Origin of the sequence: Collinsella sp. HCP3S3_E11 (assembly GCF_052067375.1) — a bacterium.
GTDB lineage: Bacteria > Actinomycetota > Coriobacteriia > Coriobacteriales > Coriobacteriaceae > Collinsella.
On record NZ_JBQHQI010000001.1, the window covers coordinates 90,612 to 111,558 of the forward strand.

At 62.4% G+C, this 20,947-nt stretch carries 18 protein-coding genes; 5 read left to right on the forward strand and 13 right to left on the reverse strand.

The genetic code is table 11. The features are described 5' to 3' along the window. Positions 1 to 4: 4 nt before the first annotated feature. The 7 genes from ACTM86_RS00410 to ACTM86_RS00440 form a co-directional block, all read right to left on the reverse strand. Positions 5 to 1,864 (reverse strand): ABC-F family ATP-binding cassette domain-containing protein, encoded by a 1,860-nt coding sequence (locus tag ACTM86_RS00410; protein WP_441014850.1) that lies wholly within the window; start codon positions 1,862 to 1,864, stop codon positions 5 to 7. Positions 1,865 to 2,069: 205 nt separating this feature from the next. Further along, positions 2,070 to 2,942: a phosphate ABC transporter ATP-binding protein PstB gene (gene pstB, locus ACTM86_RS00415; protein ID WP_441014852.1), complete on the reverse strand. Its 873-nt coding sequence runs from the start codon at positions 2,940 to 2,942 to the stop codon at positions 2,070 to 2,072. Continuing rightward, positions 2,939 to 3,865 (reverse strand): phosphate ABC transporter permease PstA, encoded by a 927-nt coding sequence (gene pstA, locus ACTM86_RS00420; protein WP_427719564.1) that lies wholly within the window; start codon positions 3,863 to 3,865, stop codon positions 2,939 to 2,941. Before pstA ends, pstB begins: the two co-directional genes overlap by 4 nt. Further along, positions 3,858 to 4,766, reverse strand: a complete 909-nt coding sequence (gene pstC / locus ACTM86_RS00425; protein ID WP_441014854.1) for a phosphate ABC transporter permease subunit PstC — start codon at positions 4,764 to 4,766, stop codon at positions 3,858 to 3,860. Before pstC ends, pstA begins: the two co-directional genes overlap by 8 nt. A 24-nt stretch (positions 4,767 to 4,790) precedes the next feature. Next, the gene (locus ACTM86_RS00430; protein ID WP_441014856.1) at positions 4,791 to 5,726 is read right to left on the reverse strand and encodes a phosphate ABC transporter substrate-binding protein; all 936 of its coding nucleotides are present in this window, start codon (positions 5,724 to 5,726) and stop codon (positions 4,791 to 4,793) included. A gap of 293 nt (positions 5,727 to 6,019) precedes the next feature. Beyond that, positions 6,020 to 7,456 carry a M20 family metallopeptidase gene (locus ACTM86_RS00435; RefSeq protein ID WP_427719569.1) on the reverse strand — a complete coding sequence of 479 codons (1,437 nt, stop codon included), beginning with the start codon at positions 7,454 to 7,456 and terminating at the stop codon, positions 6,020 to 6,022. A 53-nt stretch (positions 7,457 to 7,509) separates the two neighbouring features. Then, positions 7,510 to 8,172 (reverse strand): HAD hydrolase-like protein, encoded by a 663-nt coding sequence (locus ACTM86_RS00440; protein WP_441014858.1) that lies wholly within the window; start codon positions 8,170 to 8,172, stop codon positions 7,510 to 7,512. Positions 8,173 to 8,329: 157 nt separating this feature from the next. Here ACTM86_RS00440 and ACTM86_RS00445 point away from each other — a divergent pair, with 157 nt between their 5' ends. Continuing rightward, positions 8,330 to 8,488 (forward strand): DegV family protein, encoded by a 159-nt coding sequence (locus ACTM86_RS00445; protein WP_441014860.1) that lies wholly within the window; start codon positions 8,330 to 8,332, stop codon positions 8,486 to 8,488. A 187-nt stretch (positions 8,489 to 8,675) separates the two neighbouring features. Here the strand turns inward: ACTM86_RS00445 and ACTM86_RS00450 are convergent, their stop codons facing one another. Both ACTM86_RS00450 and tgt read right to left on the reverse strand, forming a co-directional pair. Next, positions 8,676 to 9,434: a TIGR00730 family Rossman fold protein gene (locus ACTM86_RS00450; RefSeq protein ID WP_427719574.1), complete on the reverse strand. Its 759-nt coding sequence runs from the start codon at positions 9,432 to 9,434 to the stop codon at positions 8,676 to 8,678. A gap of 233 nt (positions 9,435 to 9,667) precedes the next feature. Then, a complete protein-coding gene (gene tgt, locus ACTM86_RS00455; protein WP_441014862.1) occupies positions 9,668 to 10,807 on the reverse strand; it encodes a tRNA guanosine(34) transglycosylase Tgt in 1,140 nt (379 codons plus the stop codon). Between the two features lie 233 nt (positions 10,808 to 11,040). On the opposite strand from tgt, the gene ACTM86_RS00460 reads away from it, so the two are divergent. Beyond that, positions 11,041 to 12,813, forward strand: a complete 1,773-nt coding sequence (locus tag ACTM86_RS00460) for a hypothetical protein (RefSeq protein WP_441014864.1) — start codon at positions 11,041 to 11,043, stop codon at positions 12,811 to 12,813. A 399-nt stretch (positions 12,814 to 13,212) separates the two neighbouring features. On the opposite strand, the gene queA is transcribed toward ACTM86_RS00460, so the two are convergent. From queA to ACTM86_RS00475, 3 genes are all read right to left on the reverse strand, one after another. Continuing rightward, complete coding sequence (gene queA, locus ACTM86_RS00465; protein WP_441014866.1) at positions 13,213 to 14,424, reverse strand: tRNA preQ1(34) S-adenosylmethionine ribosyltransferase-isomerase QueA; 1,212 nt, start codon at positions 14,422 to 14,424, stop codon at positions 13,213 to 13,215. A gap of 70 nt (positions 14,425 to 14,494) precedes the next feature. Next, positions 14,495 to 15,070, reverse strand: a complete 576-nt coding sequence (locus ACTM86_RS00470; RefSeq protein ID WP_441014868.1) for an epoxyqueuosine reductase QueH — start codon at positions 15,068 to 15,070, stop codon at positions 14,495 to 14,497. A 196-nt stretch (positions 15,071 to 15,266) separates the two neighbouring features. Next, the gene (locus ACTM86_RS00475; RefSeq protein ID WP_441014869.1) at positions 15,267 to 15,836 is read right to left on the reverse strand and encodes a DUF3267 domain-containing protein; all 570 of its coding nucleotides are present in this window, start codon (positions 15,834 to 15,836) and stop codon (positions 15,267 to 15,269) included. Positions 15,837 to 15,968: 132 nt separating this feature from the next. On the opposite strand from ACTM86_RS00475, the gene ACTM86_RS00480 reads away from it, so the two are divergent. Together ACTM86_RS00480 and ACTM86_RS00485 are read left to right on the forward strand one after the other, a co-directional pair. Further along, positions 15,969 to 18,119, forward strand: a complete 2,151-nt coding sequence (locus ACTM86_RS00480) for a methionine--tRNA ligase (protein WP_441014871.1) — start codon at positions 15,969 to 15,971, stop codon at positions 18,117 to 18,119. 151 nt (positions 18,120 to 18,270) lie between these two features. Continuing rightward, positions 18,271 to 19,374, forward strand: coding sequence for an RsmB/NOP family class I SAM-dependent RNA methyltransferase (locus ACTM86_RS00485; RefSeq protein ID WP_441014873.1), 1,104 nt, complete (start codon positions 18,271 to 18,273; stop codon positions 19,372 to 19,374). Between the two features lie 21 nt (positions 19,375 to 19,395). Here ACTM86_RS00485 and ACTM86_RS00490 read toward each other — a convergent pair whose 3' ends face one another. Next, a complete protein-coding gene (locus ACTM86_RS00490) occupies positions 19,396 to 19,566 on the reverse strand; it encodes a hypothetical protein (protein WP_441014875.1) in 171 nt (56 codons plus the stop codon). A gap of 190 nt (positions 19,567 to 19,756) precedes the next feature. On the opposite strand from ACTM86_RS00490, the gene ACTM86_RS00495 reads away from it, so the two are divergent. Then, positions 19,757 to 20,848, forward strand: coding sequence for a hypothetical protein (locus ACTM86_RS00495; RefSeq protein WP_427728970.1), 1,092 nt, complete (start codon positions 19,757 to 19,759; stop codon positions 20,846 to 20,848). Positions 20,849 to 20,947: the final 99 nt, after the last annotated feature.

Here is a 20,947-nt window from a genome sequence, read left to right on the forward strand (position 1 = left end):
TCGTCTACTCCTCGCCCTCGAGCTTCTCGCTCGCCTCGAGCCACGCCATCTCCAGCTCGTCCATAGCGGCGTGAGCCTCGTCGATCTTTGCCTGCTGCTCGCCCAGCGCCGTGTAGTTGGTGGGGTCGACCTGAGCCATCGCGGCCTCGGCCTCCTCCACGCGAGCGCGCTGCGTCTCCATCTTGCGCTCGAGCGAGCTCACCTCGCGGCGGAGCTTCTGGCGCTCGGCGTTGGAAAGGCCATTGGGCTGACCGCTCGCCCCGGGCTTTTCGGCCGCAGCTGCCGCGGCACCGGTGTCAAACGTGCCGGTCTTGGCGCTCGGCGCACCCACGGGCTCGCCCTCGGCGGTGGCATTGCACAGGCGCAGGTACTGGTCGACACCGCCGGGCATATGCGTCAGGTGACCATCGAGCAGCGCCCACTGCTGGTCGGTCACGCGCTCCATCAAAAAGCGGTCATGCGTTACCAGAATCAACGTGCCGGGCCAACCATCGAGCAGGTCCTCGACAATCGCCAGCATGTCGGTATCCAGGTCGTTGCCGGGCTCGTCCAGGATGAGCACATTGGGCTCGTCCAGAATCGTCAGCAGCAACGACAGGCGACGGCGCTGTCCGCCCGAAAGATCGCCGATACGACTCCAGAGCTGCTGCGTCGTAAAGCCCAGACGTTCGCAGAGCTTCTCGGGCGAGGTCTCCTTGCCATCGATAACGTAGTACTTCTTGTAGTTGCTGAGCACCTCGCGGATCGTGTCGCCCATGTAGGGCTCGAGCTCCTCGAGCTGCTGCGACAGCACGCCAAAGCGCACCGTCTGGCCAATCTTCACGCGGCCGCGCAGGGGCGCGATCTTGCCCTGAATCACATCGAGCAGTGTGGACTTGCCGGCGCCGTTCTCGCCCAAAAGACCATAGCGGTCGCCCGCACCAATGAGCCAGGTCACGTCGGAGAGCACTTGCTTGGGCGCGCCGTCGGTATCGGCATAGCCGGCGTCCACGTCGACCACGTCGATAACCTGCTTGCCCAGGCGACTCACCGCCAGGCGCTTGAGCTCCAGCTCGTCGCGCACGGGCGGCACGTCGGCAATGAGCTCGCGGGCGGCCTCCACACGAAACTTGGGCTTGGTGGAGCGCGCCTGTGCGCCGCGGCTCAGCCACGCGAGCTCCTTGCGCGCCATGTTGCGACGGCGCTCCTCGGTAACGGCGGCCATGCGGTCGCGCTCTACGCGCTGCAGGATATATGCGGAGTAGCCGCCCTCGAAGGGGTCGACCTGGCCATCGTGGACCTCCCACATGCTGGTGCAGACCTCGTCCAAGAACCAACGGTCGTGCGTGACCACGAGCATGGCGCCCTGGCCGCGCTGCCAGCGGGCCTTTAAGTGGCGCGCGAGCCAGTTGATGGTGCGCATGTCCAGGTGGTTGGTGGGCTCGTCGAGCATGAGCACATCGTAGTCGCCGATCAGCAGGCGCGCGAGGTCCACGCGGCGGCGCTGACCGCCCGAAAGCTCGCCCACCGTGCCCTCCCAGGGCACATCGCTAATAAGGCCGGCCAGAATCTGGCGCGTACGCGGGCTCGAGGCCCATTCGTACTCGGGCGTGTCGCCGACGACGGCATGATGCACGGTGTCGGTATCGACCAGATTGTCCTTTTGGCCGAGCAAACCAATCGTCGTGTCGCGTCGATGCGTCACGCGGCCGTCGTCGGGCTCCAGTGTGCCGGCGAGCACACTCAGCAGCGTCGACTTGCCGTCGCCGTTTTTACCGACGATGCCAATGCGGTCGCCCTCGTCCACGCCGAGCGTCACGCTATCGAAAATATGCTTGGTGGGAAACTCTAGGCTGACAGAATCGCATCCCAAAAGAATCGCCATATGCCCTGCTCCTTCGTAGAAATTCAACGTTGTCCATGATAGCAGCGAGCCCCACCCCAAACCACCACGAAGGTGCCTGTCCCCTTTGTGGTGGTCGTTTCGGTCGCAGAGCAAAAAGGCGGGCCATCTCCCGCAAGAGATGGCCCGCCTCTCCAATCAGTCCCGCGGCAACCATGGCCGCCGCGGGCCTCAAGCATGTCCCGGACTAGGAGAACATGCCGGTGAGGTAATCATTCAGCCGCTTATCCTTGGGCCGTTGGAAAATCTCGTCGGTCTCGTCGTACTCGACCATATCGCCCATGTAGAAAAACGCCGTGCGGTTGGACACGCGCGACGCCTGCTCCATGTTGTGCGTCACGATGACGATGGCGCGGTCGGCAACAATCGATGACATCAGGTCCTCGATTGCCAGCGTCGAGATGGGGTCGAGCGCCGAGCAGGGCTCGTCAAACAGAATCACATCGGGATTGAGCGCCAGCGTGCGCGCAATGCACAGGCGTTGCTGCTGGCCGCCCGAAAGCGCGTAGGCGCTCTTGTCGAGCTTGTCCTTGACCTCGTCCCACAGCGCCGCGCCGCGCAGGCTTTCCTCTACCATGCGATCGAGCTCGTCGCGGTCAGTAATGCCGTGGCGTTTGGGCGCAAACGTGATGTTGTCGCGAATGGACTTGCGGAAAGGGTTGGGCTGCTGAAACACCATGCCAATGGAGCGACGCAGCTCGTAGGTGTTCTCGGTCTTGGTGTTCACGTTGCGCCCGCGGTAGTTGATCTCGCCCTCCACGCGGCAGCCGCGAATCTCGCGATTCATAAGGTTGAGGCTGCGCAAAAAGGTCGACTTACCGCAGCCCGAAGGCCCGATGAGCGCCGTGATCTCGCCCTTGTGAAAGTCGAGCGACGTATCGTGCAGCGCATGGTGGTCGCCATAGTAAACGTTGACGTCCTTGGTGGAAAGCACGACCTCGTCGCTCACGGCTTTGCCGCTTACGCGCACGCGCTTCTCGCTCTCCCCCACGCTCGACAAAAAGTTCTGGGTCTCGGACGCGGCCGCCTCGGTTGCGGGCGTTGCATTTATCTCGCTCATTCGGCCGTCATCCTCCTTGCCAGTTGCTTGCCCACGATACGGGCGACTACGTTAAACAGCAGCACGCAGATCATCAGCAGTGCCGCGGTGCCCCAAACAATCTGCTGTGCCTCGGGGCTGCCCTCGCCGTAGATCTTATAGATGTGCACGGCGAGCGACTCACCGGGGCGGAACACGTTCCAGGCGCACGTGGGACTCGACAGGTTAAAGCTCAAGAAGTTCAGGCGAACCGGCGAGCTCATGCCCGAGGTAAAGAGCAGTGCTGCGGCCTCGCCAAACACGCGGCCGGCCGAAAGCACGATACCGGTCACGATAGCGGGCATGGCCTCGGGGATCAGGATGTGCAGCGTGGCTTCCCAACGGGTGAGGCCCATGGCCAGGCACGCATCGCGCTGGGCCTGCGGCACGTCCTCGAGCGCCTGCTGGATCACGCGCACCAGGATGGGGATGTTGAACATGGTGAGCGCGACGGCACCGGAGATGATGGAGTACTTCCAGCCCAGCTGCACCGAGAACACCAGAAAGCCGAACATGCCGACGACGATGGAAGGCAGCGAGGACAGCGTCTCGATGGCGGTGGAGGCGATGTCACGGATGGGGCCGTCCGGCGCGTACTCAACCAGGAAGACCGCGCCGCCCAAGCTGATGGGCACCGAGATACCTAGGGTGATCAACAGCAGATAGAACGAGTCGAACAGCTGGTAGAGCACGCCGCCCTGGGTTCCGTTGGCGCGCGCGGGCTGCGTGAGAAAGCCCGGCTGGAACAGCGTCGAGATGCCCTCGAACAGAATATAGGCCACCATGGAGACGACGATGAGCATGACGATGGCGACGATTGCCGTCAGCACGCCCGTGGCGATGCGGTCCTGCTTTTGGACGCGCCCGAGTCTCGCCTCGTCGATATGAATGCGCGTGCTAGCCACGAGCCTTCGCCCCCTTGCGGCCGATAAGGTGGATGATCAGGATAAAGATGAGGCTCATGCCCATCAGCAGCAGACCGAGCGCCCACAGGACGTCGTCTTGGGCCGAGCCCTCGGCATAGACCGCCATAGACGTGGTGAGCGTGGTGGTGATGGTGGAGGCCGGCGACAGGAGCGACGTCGGCATGGCCTCGATACCGCCGATAACCATGCGCACGGCGAGCGTCTCGCCAAAGGCGCGGGTCATGCCAAGGATGACCGCGGTCATGAGCGACGGCATGGCGGATTTGAGTACCACGTGCCAGATGGTCTGCCAGCGGGTGTAGCCCAGCGCGAGCGAACCCTGACGGTAGCTATCGGGCACGGCACGCAGGCCATCGACCGAAAGGGTGGTCATCGTCGGCAAGATCATGACGGCCAGCACAATGGCGCCGGGCAAGATGCCCAGGCCCGTGCTCACGTGGAAAACGTTCTTCATAAGACCGACGACCACGTGAAAGCCGACCAGGCCAAAGACGACCGAGGGAATGCCGGTCAAAAGCTCAATAAGCGGCTGAAACACCTTGGAGCCAAACTTAGGGCTAATCTCGACCGCAAAGATAGCAGAGCCGATGGCGATGGGCAGCGCGATAAGCGTGGAGAGCACCATGACCGCAAACGAGGTGACGATCAGGGGCAGGGCGCCGGTATAGGGCAGGCCGTTTTCGGCCGTGTTGGCAAGGTCCCACTTGGTGCCGGTAAAGAACTCGACGACCGAAACGCCGTCCTTGAGAAAAGCCGAGAGGCCCTTTTGGGCGACCATAAAGATGAGCGCGGCAACGACAAGCGCCACGAGCGCTACGCACGCGCCCGTGACGCCCAGGCCCACGTTCTCAAGGTCGCGCTTTGGCAGCTGTTTTGCCATTGCAAACCTTTCCGGGGCGATTACTTATTTAGCGGAGACCTTGCCGCTGGCGTCCTTGACGACCTTCATGGCAGAGACGGGGATAAAGCCCTGTTCCTCGACGAGTTTGCCCTGGACGTCTTCGGAAAGCATGAACTCCAGGAAGGCCTTGGTGGCATCGTCGGCGTCCTTTGCGCAGTACATGTGCTCGGTCGCCCAGATCTTAAAGGAGTCGTCAGTGACGTTTGCGCTCTTGGGCTCCACGCCCTCGACCTTGATGGCGTTGAACTTGGAGTCGTCGAAGTGTGAGAAGTCGAGGTAGGAGATGGCGTTGTCGGTGCTGGCCATCTGAGTCTGGACGTCGCCGGACTTGTCGAGCTCGGCGTCGCCCTTAAAGTCGACGGCCTCGTCGCCAAAGACGGCGGCCTCGAAGGTGGCGCGGGTGCCGGAGCCGGCCTTGCGGTTGAGAACGACGATGGTGGCGTCGTCGCCGCCGACCTCCTTCCAGTTGGTGATCTGGCCGGAGAAGATGCCCTTGAGCTGCTCGAGGGACAAGTCGTCGACCTTCACGTTCTTGGAGACGACGGGACCCATGCCCACGACGGCGACCTCGTGGTCGACGAGGTTCTTGACCTGGTCGGCCTCGAGCTTGGTCTCGGCGAAGACGTCGGAGTTACCGATGGTGACGGTACCGGCGGCAACGGCGGTCAGGCCCTTGCCCGAACCGTTGCCCGAGCCAGAGACGGAGACGTCCGGGTTGGCGTCCATGAACTTCTCGGCAGCGGCCTCGACGAGAGCCTGGAACGAGGAGGCGCCGTCGTAGGTCACCTCGCCGGAGACGGACTCGGCAGCAGCGCTGCCCTTGTCGGCGGCGTTGGAAGCGCCTGCGCCGCCGCAACCAACGAGGCCGAGGCCCACGAAGCTGGCAAGACCACCAGCGAGGCCGAGGAACTGACGACGAGAATAAGCCTGATCGAGCATGATCTTCCTTTCATACATGCGACTCGCGGGCACCCTGCCCGCTTTGCTGTTTGGAAAGATACGGCCTCGATCGGGCGGTGCCCGCGCCAACTGCGGATTCTTACGGGCATTTGATAGACCCTTACCGCAAGCGCGACTCGGCTTTACAGACGAATAACAAACCCGCCCCCAAGCATGGCCTGCCTTTTACACCAATAAAAACAAAGTTGCGGTGAAATAGTTCCTGCTTGGCCATCAAATGGACCATTCTAGGAACTATTCCATCGCAACGTAGATTAGGAAACCGTGTAACCTTAAAGCTCTAATTCATTCAAACGGAGGATCGCAACAATATAGATCTTGAGCGCCTGCTTGAGCTGTTCCTCGTTGGCGCACTCGTTGGGGCCGTGCATCTGGCCACCCCATGCGGGCAGCTCCAGGCCGGTTTCCTCGGGGCCAAACGACACGGCGCGGGCAAAGTTGCGCGCGTACGTGCCGCCGCCCATGGCAAAGGGCTCGGCATGCTTGCCCGTAAACTCGTTATAGGTATCAATAAGCGCCTTCACGGCCGGATCGTCGGCGGACACCGAGAACGGCACCTTTGCACGACCCACACGGCACGTCACGCCAAAGCGGCCCACGAGCGGCTCGAGCTGCTCGCAGATGGTATCGGCGCTCGTGCTGTCGGGGAAACGTACGTCGATGACCTGCTCAATATGGCCATCCATCACACGGATAACACCGGGGTTGCACGTGAGCGGGCCAAACGCCGGGCTCGTCGCGTCGATACCCAGGCCGTGGCCATAGGCATCCGCATGTACAAAGGTCAGAAACTTGACAAACTCGTGCTCGGCGGGCGTCAGCAGGCGCTCGTCGCGTGCACCAAACGCGTCCTCGGCCTCGCGCAGATACGCCACGATGAGGCCGACGGCATTGATCGTTCCCTCGGGCATCGAAGCGTGACCGCCAATACCGTGGGCGAAAATCTGCGCATGCCCGTTATCGAGCGCCGTGATCTCCAGGCGGTCGGCGTTCTCAACGGGCGCCGGCAGCTCATCGGCGGCAATTGCGAGCTCGCAGATAGACTGCGACGGAATGGCGTTGCTCGCCTCGGCACCGCTCCACGATACGATGCGCCCGCCGTCGATCTTGGAGCTCACAAACGTCGCCCCAAACTGCCCCTTCTCGGCATTGCAGACCGGGAACTCGGCATCGGGCGTAAACAAAAAGTCGGGGTCTGCGTGGTTCTCCAGATAATGGTGAACGTCGGACATGCCCACTTCCTCATCGCAGCCCAGCAGCGCGCGGAAGGTATAGCGCGGCACAATGCCGTGCTTGATCAGGTAGGCACCGGCGTAGAGCGACAACACGGCCGGGCCCTTGTCGTCGATCACGCCACGACCGAGCAGCCAGCCCTCGCGGCGCTCCATCGCAAACGGGTCGGTGTTCCAACCGGGACCGGCGGGCACCACATCCACATGGCAGATAGTCGCAAGCTGTTTATCGCCGCGGCCGGGAATGTCGGCGATGCCCACATAGCCCTCGTCGTCGCTCGTCTGGTAGCCGAGCTTTTGCGCAATGCCGAGCGCACAATCGAGCGCATCACGGACCGGGCGGCCAAACGGCGCACCGGGCTCCGCATGGGCAGCAACGGCCACGGACGGATAGCTCACCAGCTGCTCGATATCGGCAACGACATCTTCCCAGATCTCGTCGACATACTCGGTAACGCTCTGCTCCACCTGATTCATGACGACCTCCTTACCAATGAGCGACGGCCACACCCGCCCCTCGCATAACGTCATTAGATGGCGAAAAGTTTAGCAAGCTCGGCCACCGAGTGCACCGCTGCATCGGCACCCGCCGCCTCGTGCTCGCCCGGCACCGCCGCGCCCGAATAGATGCCAATGCACGGCACGCCCCTTGCGTGCGCGCCCTCCACATCGTTAAAGCGATCGCCGATCATCACGGCATCGTCCGCCGTCGCGCCGAGCGCCGCCAGGGCATCGCGAACCGAATCGGCCTTGGTCTCGCGCCCCTGCGGCGGATTCATACCGACCACCGCCTCAAACTGCGAAAGCCCCAGCTCGCCCACCATGTCGATGCACTTTGCCTCCATGCGCGACGTCGCCACGGCCAAGTGATGCCCCTGGGCGGCCAGGCCATCGAGCAGTTCGGGAATTCCATCGAACACGGGGTACTCTTCCGGTCCCAGCTCATCAAAAAAGGCACGGTACTCGTCGGCCACCACAAGCGACTCCTCGCGCGAGAAGCCGTAAAAGTCGTGGAAGCTCTTCCACAACGGAGGCCCGATCATGCGGCGCAGGTCACCCATCTGCGCCTCAGAAAACCCACGCGCAGCCAGCGCTTTACGCGTCGAGGTCATCACCGCCCGGCCCGTATCGGCCACCGTGCCGTCAAAATCAAACAGCACGACCGGCCGCTTGCATATCTCCAGTGCCTCCATCGACATCCCTCTTCCCCCAGTTGACGATTTCCACACCGAAACTTCAACCTGTTGACTATTCAACAATTGAACCTAGCAATGTGGAGCGACTCTACTATACTTGTCGCACTTTGCTCTCAGAAGGCGGCGCCGTCGCGCCCCAACGAAAGGTGCAATTATGTCTTTTGCCATCATAACCGACTCCACGTCGGACATCTCCCCCGCCCGCGCCCAAGAGCTCGGCATTTACGTGATTCCACTTCATGTGATTATCGAAGGCGAAGAGCCGCTCGACCAGGTGCAGGCCAGCTCGCGCAGATGCTCAATATTCGCCTGACCGTTTCGCCGGAGTGGAAATCGGGCGAGATCAAGGCGATCAAAAAGGGTCGTGGCGCCAAGCGCATCGTCGCCAACCAATCCCTATTCCACCGCAACTTGGAAGCAGTTCATTTGGGACGGGGCCAAAAAGACTGATATCAAACGTTTCAGACCAGTCTTTTTAGCCCCGTCCCATTTTACCTACCCTACATCAGCCCGCTCAGGGCGATGTCGACGGCCTCGTTGAGGTCATCGGTGATGTGGACGAGGTCTGGATCGAGTGGGCTGATCATGCCGGCATCCATCACCGGGCCGTTGAGCCAGTCGAACAGGCCCTGCCAGTATTCGCTGCCCACCAAAACAAGCGGCATGCGCTTGACCTTGTGCGTCTGCACCAGCGTGAGCACCTCAAACATCTCGTCGAGCGTACCAAAACCACCGGGAAACACGATGGCGCCCGAGCTGTATTTGACAAACATGGTCTTGCGCACAAAGAAGTAACGGAAGTCCATGCCGAGGTTCACGTATTTGTTGAGCCCATGCTCGTGTGGAAGCTCAATACCCAAGCCGACCGACTTGCCGTTGGCGCTCGCCGCTCCCCTGTTGGCCGCCTCCATAATGCCAGGACCACCGCCGGTGATAACCGCCACGCCGCGCTGCGCGATCTTGCGGCCGACCGTGCGCGCCGCCTTGTAGAGCGGATCGGTCTTGGGCGTACGGGCACTGCCGAAGATGGTCACCGCGGGCCCGAGCTCGGCAAGCGCGCCGAAGCCATCGACAAACTCGGCCTGAATGCGCAGCACACGCCACGGGTCGGCGTGCAACCAGTCAGTCGAGTCCTCGGGCGCCAGCAGGTTGGCGTAGGTGTTGTCCTTAGGAATCATGGGGCCGCGCATAACCACGGGGCCGCGTCGGTACGTCTCGTCGTAGGCCGGCTCGCCCTCGACGTTCTCATTCTTAATCATGGGATACTCCTATCGAAAATAGAAACGGGCGGGGTCGACGCCATGCGTCAAACACCCGCCCGAACATCAACCATTCGGTATGGTACCCACGATGCATCAAGCGCTTGCAAGGCATCGGTCAGAGGTCGTGCAACCGATGCCGACGCATGCGATGCCCGGCGCCGGCTACGCACGGTCGATTGGCACGTAGCCTCGACACCGCGCGAGCGCCCCCGTAAGCGCACCCGCAGCTCTTAGTAATCCACTGCCGCGGGGCTGTTCATCCAGTCGCTCACGAACGCACCGTAACGGCCCTCGATAATGGCCTGGCGGGCACGCTGCATAAGGTTGAGCAGGTAGTAGATGTTGTGCATCGAAAGCAAAATGCCGCCGAGCATCTCCTTCTGCGTGACCATGTGGCGAATGAGCGCACGGCTGTAACCGCCCGTGCACACCGGGCAGGTACAGGTGGGATCGATGGGGCCGTCGTCGTGCGCAAAGCGGGCATTGCGGAAGTTAAGGCGACCCTCGCTCGAGAACGCCGTCCCCATGCGGCCGGTGCGCGTCGGCAGCACGCAGTCGAACATGTCGATGCCCACGCCTACACCACGCACGAGCGTCGTCGGGTTGCCGACGCCCATCAGGTAGCGCGGCTTATGTTTGGGCATGTACTCGCTCGCGAGCGGTGCCAGCGTCTCAAACATGGTCTCGTGGTCCTCGCCCACCGAGTAGCCGCCAATGCCGTAACCGGGGAAGTCACCGCACTCCTCCAGATGGCGCAGCGAACGCAGGCGCAGGTCCAGATGCATGCCACCCTGAACGATGCCAAAGAGCGCCTGGTCGTCGCGGGTATGAGCTTTATAGCAGCGCTCGGCCCACATGCTCGACAGCTCAACGGCGCGCTCAACGTAGGCGCGCGTGGCGGGATAGCCCGGGCACTGATCGAGCTGCATGCAGATGTCGGAGCCGAGCTTCATGGCGATTTCCATGTTGTCCTCGGGCGTCCAGAACACGTGGCGGCCGTCGTAGTCGTTGACGATAAAGCGCACGCCCTCGTCGGTGAGCTTGACGGCGTCGTTGTGGCTGAACACCTGGAAACCGCCGGAATCAGTGAGGATGGGGCCATGCCAGTTCATAAACTTGTGCAGACCACCCAACTCGGCGATGGTGTCCTCGCCGGGACGCATGGACAGGTGATAGGTATTGGCGAGCACGATCTGGGCGCCGAGCTGCTTGACGGTCTCGGCAGGAATGCCCTTGACGTTTGCCTTGGTGCCCACGGGCATAAAGATCGGCGTCTCGATGTCGCCGTGCGGGGTGTGCAGCACGCCGGCACGCGCATGCGTCGTCGGATCCTCGGCGATCAGGTCGAATTTAAATAGGCTCTGGTCCATAAACTGGAACTCCTTGGTTGCGGTTCATACGCAAACCATTATAAAGACCGCGGCAGGCGAACGGCATAACGTCTTTCGGAGAAGGGAATGTCAAGCGCAAACTGAATAGAGCGGCCGAATTTTTGCTATCCAAGCGAGCCATCGAACACGTTTTGAAACTTTGCTGCGGCGCGCGGGATGCCGGCGCGAGACTTTATCATAGGGTGACAATCAACGATGAGGAGCACATGCCTATGACAGACGAGCTGGACCCCCAGACTCAGCAGCATATTGATGATTCCGCAGACGTCGCCGACGACTGCAGCACTCCTACCTGCGTCGCCGCTTCCGTCGATGCATCCGCCGAAGATGCGCACGCCGGTGCGGACAAGGCAACAAACACAGGCGATACTGTCGAGCATGACGAAGGCGAGCAACCGGAGTCGAACGACGCCGAGCCCGACGCGGACCCCGCGTCACAGGCGGCAGGCCCCATCGAGGTATCTTCGGAAGAAGAGCTCGATGCCGTCATGGACTCCATGATGGATGCCGTCAAAGCGATGAAAGACGCCGTGGCCGACGCCGATGTGGACGCCGAAGAAGAGAAGGCCGCCGAGGCCGCATCGACCTTCGTGCCTGGCGAGACCCCCGTTGCCGACCAAGGCAGCACCGTACCTTCGTTCTTACAGCTCGAGCACCCTACAATTGGCGCAGATGCAGTTGACCCGCACACTGCCGGCTTTTCCGTGATCGAGGGTGGCACCGGCAATATCGCCACGTCGCAGGCGCCCGATGCGGGTACGGCCGACGCCGGTCACCCGACCGCTCCACACGCCCCTGCAGCCAGCCGCGATCTGGGAACCGCCGTCTCAAATACAGCAAACGCCGTAGGCACTTTTATCGCCCAGGGCGCCTCTGCCATGCGCGAGATGAACGCCGCAAAGAAGGCGCTCGCGGACGCTCGTGCCCACCTGGCCGAACTTGATCAGCGCATCGCCGATCAAGGCGAGGAGCTCGAGACGCGGCAGGATATCGCAGGGCGTTACGACCAGATTGTCGCCGACCAGCGCCAGGCAATCGCCACGGCTCAAAAGACCGCTGCGGCGGCAGAAATCGGCCGCGATACCCATGCCGCCAAGACAACAGAGCTCAAAGCGCAGCTCGAACAAATAAAAGAAGAGGACGACGCCACCGAGCGGCGTCTCAAAGCCGCACTCGATGCCGTCGAAGCGCGCGAGGCCAGCTCGCGCGAGACCGGTAACCGCCTCGTACGACGTCTCGAGGATTCCAAGCGCATCCGCGACAAGGTGAAGGCCGAGCGCGACGCCGGCGTTGCCGCAGCGCAGCAAACCGTCAACGCCACGCGCGCCCAGCTCGAGACGCTGCGCCGTGAGTATGCCGAGCTGCAGCGCAATCCCTCGGCAAATCCCGCCAACTATACGGTGCGCACCAGCGAGCTTTCGATGCAAATCTCCGACACGGCTGATGCCCTGCGTAAAGCCGAGGAGGATGTCCCGCGCATCACCGCCGATCTTGAGCACTCGTTCGCAGCCGCCGAGCACGCCGTCGAGCAGGCGCAAGCCCCCATCGCCGACGCCAAGCGCGCCCATCAGGCCGTGACGGCCGAGGCCGATGCCGCGCGCGACGAGCTGCAGACCGCAAAGGCGGCCGCTGCAGCGCGCCAGCGCGAATTACGCGAGAAGATCGTCACCGAGGACAAAGCGCGTCAAGAGCAAGAGCAGGCTATCGCCAATGCCCAGGCGGACGTCGCGCATGCGCAGTCGATCATCGAGCAGGCGACCGAGGTGCACAACCATCCCGAGATCACCGAATCGCTCGCGGGCTCCCTGGCTCGCGATAAGGCCGAGCGCGCCGAAGCCGAGCGCGAAGTGGCTCAGCTCGAAGCCGCCGAGAACGACGTGCGCGAGCGCACCCGTGACTCACGCGTTAAATTCACCGGCGCAATCGTCTGCATTGTCGCCGTAATCCTCGTGATCGCCCTGATCTGGCTGTTCGCGAGCAAGTAAACCAGCTGCCAAAAAACACTCACCGCAACGTTTTGATTGGTGCAAAGGGGCCAGGCAACTTTGCACCAACTTGGTGCATATATAGCAGTCCCCATTGCACCAACAACGTTTGCCCAGATAAAACCTGCCAAAATAAACCTGTCCCTTTTTGGCAGGTTGAGCCACGGCAACGCCAATGTTTTGGCGAAGTCAGCGAAAACCCGCCAGAACGGCAATCTCTTGACAGCCAAAGAAATGCCGATGTTTTGCCAGCGACAGCGAGCGGGTCGCATTTGAGGCAAGGTGACGTGAAACGAAAGGGCGCTGACCTTCTGGTCGCGCCCTTGAAGTTGAACGTCAGATTGTCCAAATGCGGCCCGCGCAGCGTCGAGCAGTTACGCGGTTCGTAGAACCGCGTAACTAACAAATGAGCATGGCGTCGCCAAAGCTGAAGAAGCGGTAGCGCTGCTCGATAGCGGCGGCGTAGGCATCCATGATCTGATCGCGGGTGGCAAGTGCGCTCACGAGCATCATGAGTGTGGAGCGCGGAACATGGAAGTTAGTGATCAGCGCGTCGACCACGTGATAGGTCGAGCCGGGCATGAGGTAGAGCTGCGTCGTCGCGTTCTCGCGCGCCACGATGTCACCACGGCCGAGCGTGTCGGCCCCATCCTTACGGCCCTCAAAATAGCGCGCCGTCACAGCCGGATCGGACACCGGCGCGTCCGCGTCAAACGCACTCTCGAGCGAGCGGACTGCGGTGGTACCGACAGCAATCACGCGATGCCCCTCGGCCTTAGCCTTATGCACGGCGTCGACAACCTCCTGCGACACGTGATAGCGCTCGGTGTGCATCACGTGCTGCGTGGGGTCGTCCTCCTCCACCAGACGGAAGGTATCGATGCCCACCTCGAGCTCGACAGCGGCAAACTTCGCACCCTTGGCCTCGATAGCGGCCATGAGCTCGGGAGTAAAGTGCAGGCCCGCCGTGGGAGCGGCAGCTGAGTGCTCCTCCTTCATGGCGTAGACGGTCTGGTACTTCTCGGGATCGCCCTCGTAATCGGTAATGTAGGGCGGCAGCGGCACGTGGCCGGCAACATGGATGGCCTCATCGAGCGTGCGCGGCTCGCCGGCGGCATTGCAACCGGCCGGCTCAAAACGCACCAGGCGGCCGCCGCGGCTATCGGTGACAAAGTCGACGACCTCGGCCGTCAGCACCACTGGAGCACCCTCGGGCGCATGGGCGCCACCGGCGCGATACTCAATCTGAGCGCCGGGCTTTAAGCGCTTGCCCGGCTTGACCAAGCACTCCCAAACGTGACCCAGCGGATCCACGTCCTCGCGGCGCTTGAGCAGCAGCGTTTCGACCACGCCGCCCGAGCCGGCCTTGCGACCGATAAGGCGGGCCGGCATCACGCGCGTCTGGTTGATGACGAGCACGTCGCCCGGCTCGATATAGTCGATGATGTCGCGGAAGATGCGGTGCTCGACGGTACCGCCGTGCTCCAGCGGCGTTCCCGCCTGGGAGCCCTTGCGATCCACCACCAGCAGGCGGCAGGAGTCGCGCGGCTCGGCAGGAGCCTGGGCAATCAGTTCCTCAGGAAGGTTGTAGTCAAAATCATCGGTACGCATAGACACGTCGAATACTCCTTATATAGCTAAAATCCGCTCTACATCCTAGCAGGCTGCCAGCCCAAAAGGACTACTTTTTGGACGCTTTGCGCTCGTCGCGGATGCGGGCGCGGTCCATGGCCGCCTCGACGGCCGAGAATCGGCAGCCGCAATAATTCTGCCGATACATACCCAGCTCGCGCGAACGACGCGTGGCCTCGGGATAATACGGGCGAAAATCGCGAATCACCGGGGTGAGACCATGTGCCGCCGCCAAGCGCTCCAACACATCGTTGCAGGTGTCGAACAACTGATACGGCGAGACGGCGAGCGTCGTACCCACAAACTCAAACCCGCACTCTTGGGCCACACGGCATGCCTCGGCCAGGCGCAGGGCATAGCACGCACGACAGCGACGGGGTCGATCGGCGCCCAGCGGGGCCACGCCGGCCTCCCAGCGCTCGCGGTCCTCCCCCGCCTCGATGAGCTCGATGTCGCCATCGGCACACCACCGGCGAAGCTCGTCCAAGCGGCGCTGCCATTCATCGCGCGGCTGAATATTGGGGTTGGTCCAGCAAATCGTGGGCTCAAACCCCTCCTCACGCAGCAGACGAACCGGCTCCAGCGAGCACGGCGCACAGCACGCATGCAGCAGCAGCGGCTTCATGGACATCTCCTCCCAATCTTTGCCCAGGGTAGTCTTTTTGGGACGGGGCTATTTTGACTACTTTTGACATCTCCTCCCAATCTTTGCCCAGGGTAGTCTTTTTGGGACGGGGCTATTTTGACTACTTTTAACGTCAAGCAGCTCCAAATACCTGCATCAACAGGAAAGTAGTCAAAATAGCCCCGTCCCAAAAAGACTACCTTGCGAAAAAGCGAACGCCAAAGGACGTATCTTCGCAGGCGACAATGCGGCGGTCGCGCAAAATGGTCCGCACGTAATACCAGTCGCCCACACAGCCCGACAAATGCAAGCCGGCTGCCAGGTAGCACAGCAGCGGATAGCCCGAAAACGCAAACCCCAGGGTAAACGCTGTCGTCACGACAACCGTCGGCGCCAGACAAACTGCCATGTACCGCCGGCGCGAATACACCACGCCCTCGGCGCAGGCGTAAATCATGCACGTCTCGAGGTTCGCCCCAAAGGTCACGTGCGCACCGGCGGGCGCAAACAGCTTAAAGAACACGCCGTGCACCAGCTCGTGCACGGCAAATGACGCCGCCGAAACCGCAGCCAAGCCAACTATCCAGCCTAAGACAGCCGTCCAGCCACCCGCGTCAGCCGCATCCAAGTCCGCGGGCCCACCCAGCAGCATAAACACCGGCACCAGGCACACGGCAAATGCGCCAAGCACGACCATCCCCCACACAAAGCAAGCGTGCAGGAAATCCTCGTCTTCAAACGCATGTATGTTGGAAATCTCATTCATAGCATCTTAGGATAGCGCCCCTGCCACGTACCCGTCCGCATGTGCGATAATGTCGAACGATATGCACGAATTGACCACCGCGTCGCCAGGCCTTGCGCCCGGCTGCGCTCTCACCATATGCGAAGGAGTCCCATGGCATCCAAATACTCCATGAACGACCGTCCCAGCTGGCCCCGCCGCGCCATCGTTACCGCCGGCGAGCCCTATGGCAACAAGGGTCTTCACTTTGGCCACGTTGGCGGCGTCTTTGTCCCGGCCGACTTCTTCGCCCGCTTCCTGCGCGACCGCCTGGGCCGCGAGAACGTCATCTTCACCTCGGGCACCGACTGCTACGGCTCGCCCATCATGGAGAGCTACCGCAAGCTCAAGGAGAACGAGGGCTACGATAAGTCCATTAGCGAGTATGTCGAGTCCAATCACTCCCGCCAGGCCGCGACCCTCAACAACTACAACATCAGCTGCGACATCTACGGCGGCTCGGGCCTTGAGCCGGCGGCGCAGATTCACAACAAGGTGACCGCCGAGATTATCGAGCGCCTGCACGAGCAGGGCACCATCTCCAAGCGCTCTACCCTGCAGTTCTACGACGCCAAGGCCGGCACGTTCCTCAACGGTCGCCAGGTCATCGGCCGCTGCCCCATCCAAGGCTGCAAGTCCGAGAAGGCTTATGCCGACGAGTGCGACCTGGGCCACCAGTTTGAGCCCGAGGAGCTCATCGCGCCCAAGAGCCAGCTCACCGGCGAGGTGCCCGAGCTGCGCCCGGTCGACAACCTCTACTTCGACCTGCCCGCCTACCTCGCCTTTATGAAGACCTATACTGCCAAGCTCGCCCAGAACCCGCAGGTTCGCTCCGTGGTCTCCAAGACCATGGAGGAGTGGCTGCTGCCGGCACAGCTCTACATCCAGAACAAGTTCCGCGAGGCCTTCGACGCCGTCGAGGACCAGCTCCCCGAGCACACCGTGCTGGAGCCCGAGGGCAACAAGAGCAGTTTTACCGTCACCTTCCCCAGCTGGAAGGAGCGCGACGACGCCCACGCGGTGCTCGCCAACGGCGGCGTGCGCTTCCGTAGCGGCAAGGCGCTCGTGCCCTTCCGCATCACCGGCAACATCGACTGGGGCGTTCCGGTGCCCCAGGTCGACGGCGTGACCGATGTCACCTGCTGGTGCTGGCCCGAGAGCCTGTGGGCGCCCATCAGCTACACCCGCACCGTGCTCGCCCGCGACGCCCGCGCCGCCGGCGTGACCGAGGGCGTCGCCGCCCAGGACGCCGCCCTTATGGGCGAGCCCGCCGCCGATTCCACGCAGGTCCCCGCGCCCACCTACCAGCACAGCTCGCTCGACTGGCGCGACTGGTGGTGCTCGGACGACGCACAGATCTACCAGTTTATCGGTCAGGACAACATCTACTTCTACTGCATCGCGCAGACCGCCATGTGGGAGGCCCTGGGTTGGAACCTCACGCAGAGCACCGTCAGCGCCTGCTATCACCTGCTCTACATGGGCAAAAAAGCCAGCTCGTCCTCGCAGACGCCTCCCCCGCCGGCAGACGACCTGCTCAACCACTACACCTGCGAGCAGATGCGCGCGCATTGGCTGTCGCTCGGCCTGTCCGAGAAGCCGGTGAGCTTTAGCCCCAAGGCATATGACACACGCGTGACCGGCAAGGACAAGGACGGCAACGAGGTGCGCGCCTGCGACGACAAGCGCGTTATCGACCCGGCCCTTAAGGAGAGCGCGCTTTTGACCGGCGTGTTCAACCGCCTGGCCCGCAGCTGCTTCTACGGCGTCGCCGTCAAGGAGGGCGACGAGAGCCCCTACCGCAACGGCTGCATCCCCGCCGGTGCCGCCTCCGCCACCGTGGTCGAAGCCGCCCAGCAGGCAGCTCTCGCCTTTGAGCAGGCCATGTACAAGTTCGAGACGCACCGCGCGCTCGCCGTGTGCGACGACTACCTGCGTGCCGCCAACAAGCGCTGGAGCGATGCCTCCAAGGCTGCCAACAAGCTCGAGGGTAGCGAGGCAAACACCGCAATGACGCAGGCACTGGTCGACGCCTTCACCGAGCTGCGCGTGGCGACCGTGCTCATGCACAGTATTGTGCCGGCCGGCTGCGAGCTCATCTGCGAGTACTTCGACGTCGATCCGGTCGCCTTCTTTAGCTGGGACAACATCTTTGCCTCCACGGATGAGTTTGTGGAGAGCCTGGGCGAGAAGCCCGGCGAGCACCGCGTAAAGCCGCTGCCCCCGCGCTTCGACTTCTTTAGCAAGCACGAGAGCCAGTACTAGACAAACGCCAAGGCAGACTAGTCAATTTGGGACGGGGCTATTTTAGCTACCCCGTCCCAAATTTAACTGCAACGCCTGCCGAAACGGACGGGTAGCTAAAATAGCCCCGTCCCAAATTGACTACTTTTAATGGAATGGGAAGGAAAGACGGATGTCCAAGCCGCGTCGTCGTAAGCAGAAAAAGCAGGTTAAGCCCGAGCTCAAGCTTAGGCAGTTTGCCGCTACCGAGCTTTCCGACCAGCTTGCCGCCCAACACTCCGCCGCCGACCTGCCGCGCTTTCTGGTCGACACGGTCGCCGGCGCCTATGCGCCTGCCGATGCCGAGCTCATGATCGAAGGCTTTGGCGCCGCGGCGACACGCCCGGTCACGCTGCGCGCCAACACGCTCAAGGCGACCGCCGAGGACATCGCCGCCGCGCTCGACGCAGCCGGCATCGCCCACCAAACCGTTGCCTGGTACCCGGACGCTTTCATCCTGCCCGAGGCCCAGGTATCCGATCTGTGGGATCTCGACATCTACCGCAACGGCAAAATCTATCTGCAGAGCCTGTCGTCCATGATGCCTCCTTTGGTGCTGGGCGCTCAGGCCGGCGAGGATATCCTGGACATGTGCGCGGCCCCCGGCGGCAAGACGACGCAGATCGCCGCCCTTACCCGGGGACAGGCGCACCTCACCGCCTGCGAGATGAGCATTCCCCGCGCCGAAAAGCTCGAGGCCAACTTGGGCCGCCAGGGCGCCAAAAACGTGCCCGTCATGCGTATCGACGCACGCGAGCTTGACGAGTTCTTCCGCTTTGACCGCATCCTGCTCGACGCCCCCTGCACCGGCACGGGCACCGTCATCAGCGGCAACGAGAAAAGCCTGCGCGGCCTGACCGAGCAGCTGCTCTGCAAGTGCGCCCGCTCACAGCGCGCGCTTCTGGACCGCGCCATGGGCGCCCTCAAGCCGGGCGGCACGCTCGTCTATTCGACTTGTTCGATCTTGCCGCAGGAAAACGAGGACGCCCTGCAAGAGGCCCTCGACAAGCACATGGACTGCGAGCTCATTCCCCTCGACGGCACGCCGAGCGAAAGCGAAGCGCGTCGCGCCCAGGAAGCTGGCGAAGAGCCACGCGTCGAGAGCAACGCCCTCACCGAGGCCATCGCCACCGGCCACGTCTCGACCGTCGCCAACGGCATGCCCGGCACGCTGACCATCCCACCCAGCCGCGACTTTGAGGGCTTCTACATCGCTTTGATCCGAAAACGCAGCTAGCACACGGACCAACTCAACAAGCTATCTCCGTACGCGCTTGTCCTGCTGGTCACGGTGCTGCTTAAGTGCCTCGCGTTCCTTGCGCTCGGCTCTTTTGCCCTTAATGGCCGTAACCACAAAGTAGATGACCGCGGCGGCTACGATTGCGCCCACGCATAGGCCAATCGAGCCCAATAATGTCGAGATTTCCATACCGCGTCACCTCTCTTTTGTATACGGGACATCCAAGATAGCACCTCAAAACCTGCCACCACAGCTCCTTCACGTTCGCGGCCCTTCAGTCTAACGGATGGCGCGGCGGGGAAAAATCAACTCGTCAAACGTTTTAGCAACGTAGCGCCGGTCGCACGCAGCCGACCGCACATTATAGAAACGGACCGCAATGGATTCTCTCAACGATTTGAACGAGCGCGTTGACGCTTTTGTCGCCACCAGCTCCTTCGACACGCCCGCCGCGACGAACGACCAAGCCCCCATCGATGTTCCCGCCGAGGTTCACGAGGACATCGTCGCCTCGGTCGATTTCTCAGAGGTTGAGCTTGCGGACGAATTTACCGAGCCCCAGGTGGCCGTAACCCCCAGCGGCCTTTTGCCCATGGAGCCGCTGCCCATCGACGGGCGCCTGCGCAAGGCGGCCCTCCGCATGCCCGATGAGATTGAGGAGGCCAGCGGCTTTACGCTCTTTGGACGCCGCATCAAATCGCTCATCTACACCACCGACGTGGCGGTCATCCGCAACTCCAATGCCGACGCCGTGTTTGCCGTCTACCCCTTCACGCCGCAGCCCGCCATTACGCAGGCGCTGCTGACTGTTGCCGAGTGCCCGGTCTTTGTGGGCGTTGGCGGCGGTACCACCACCGGTAAGCGCTCCGTGCAGATGGCGGCCGTCTCCGAGATGCAGGGCGCGGCGGGCTGCGTGGTCAACTCCCCCGCTACCGCCGAGATGGTCGAGCACATCACCAACATCGCCGACATCCCCGTCATCGCCACGGTCGTTCGCTGCGATGACGATGCCCACGCCAAGGTGCGCGCCGGGGCCAAGATCCTCAACATCGCCGCCGGCAAAAACACACCCCAGGTCCTACGCGAACTGCGAGAGCACTATCCCAGCCTGCCACTCATCGCACCGGGTGGCAAGACGCCCGAGAGCATCCGCGAAACCATCGCCGCCGGCGCCAACGCTATCATCTGGACGCCGCCTTCGGCCCAGCAGCTGCAAACCGACATGATGGAGCGCTACCGCAAGATGAAGGAAGACGCCACGCCTGTCATCTCGCGCGACGATGTGCCCATTATCGACCAGGTCGCCGCCGCCGAGGTCAGCCAGGTCGAGAACATGAATCCCGACGTGCCGATTCCCGACGAGGTCATCGAACGCGTCGCCTCGATCCACGATCATATCGAGGAGCGTCGTGCCAACCGCGGACTCAAGCCGTCACTGCACGGCTTTTTCTTCCGCGGAAAGAAACGCTAGCAAAACATCTTGGCCCGCCCCGCAAACAACGGGACGGGCCTTTTTCTGCTATCAAATGTCAGGAGGACAGGCGTAGCCGTTAAAACCGTCAGCCAGCCC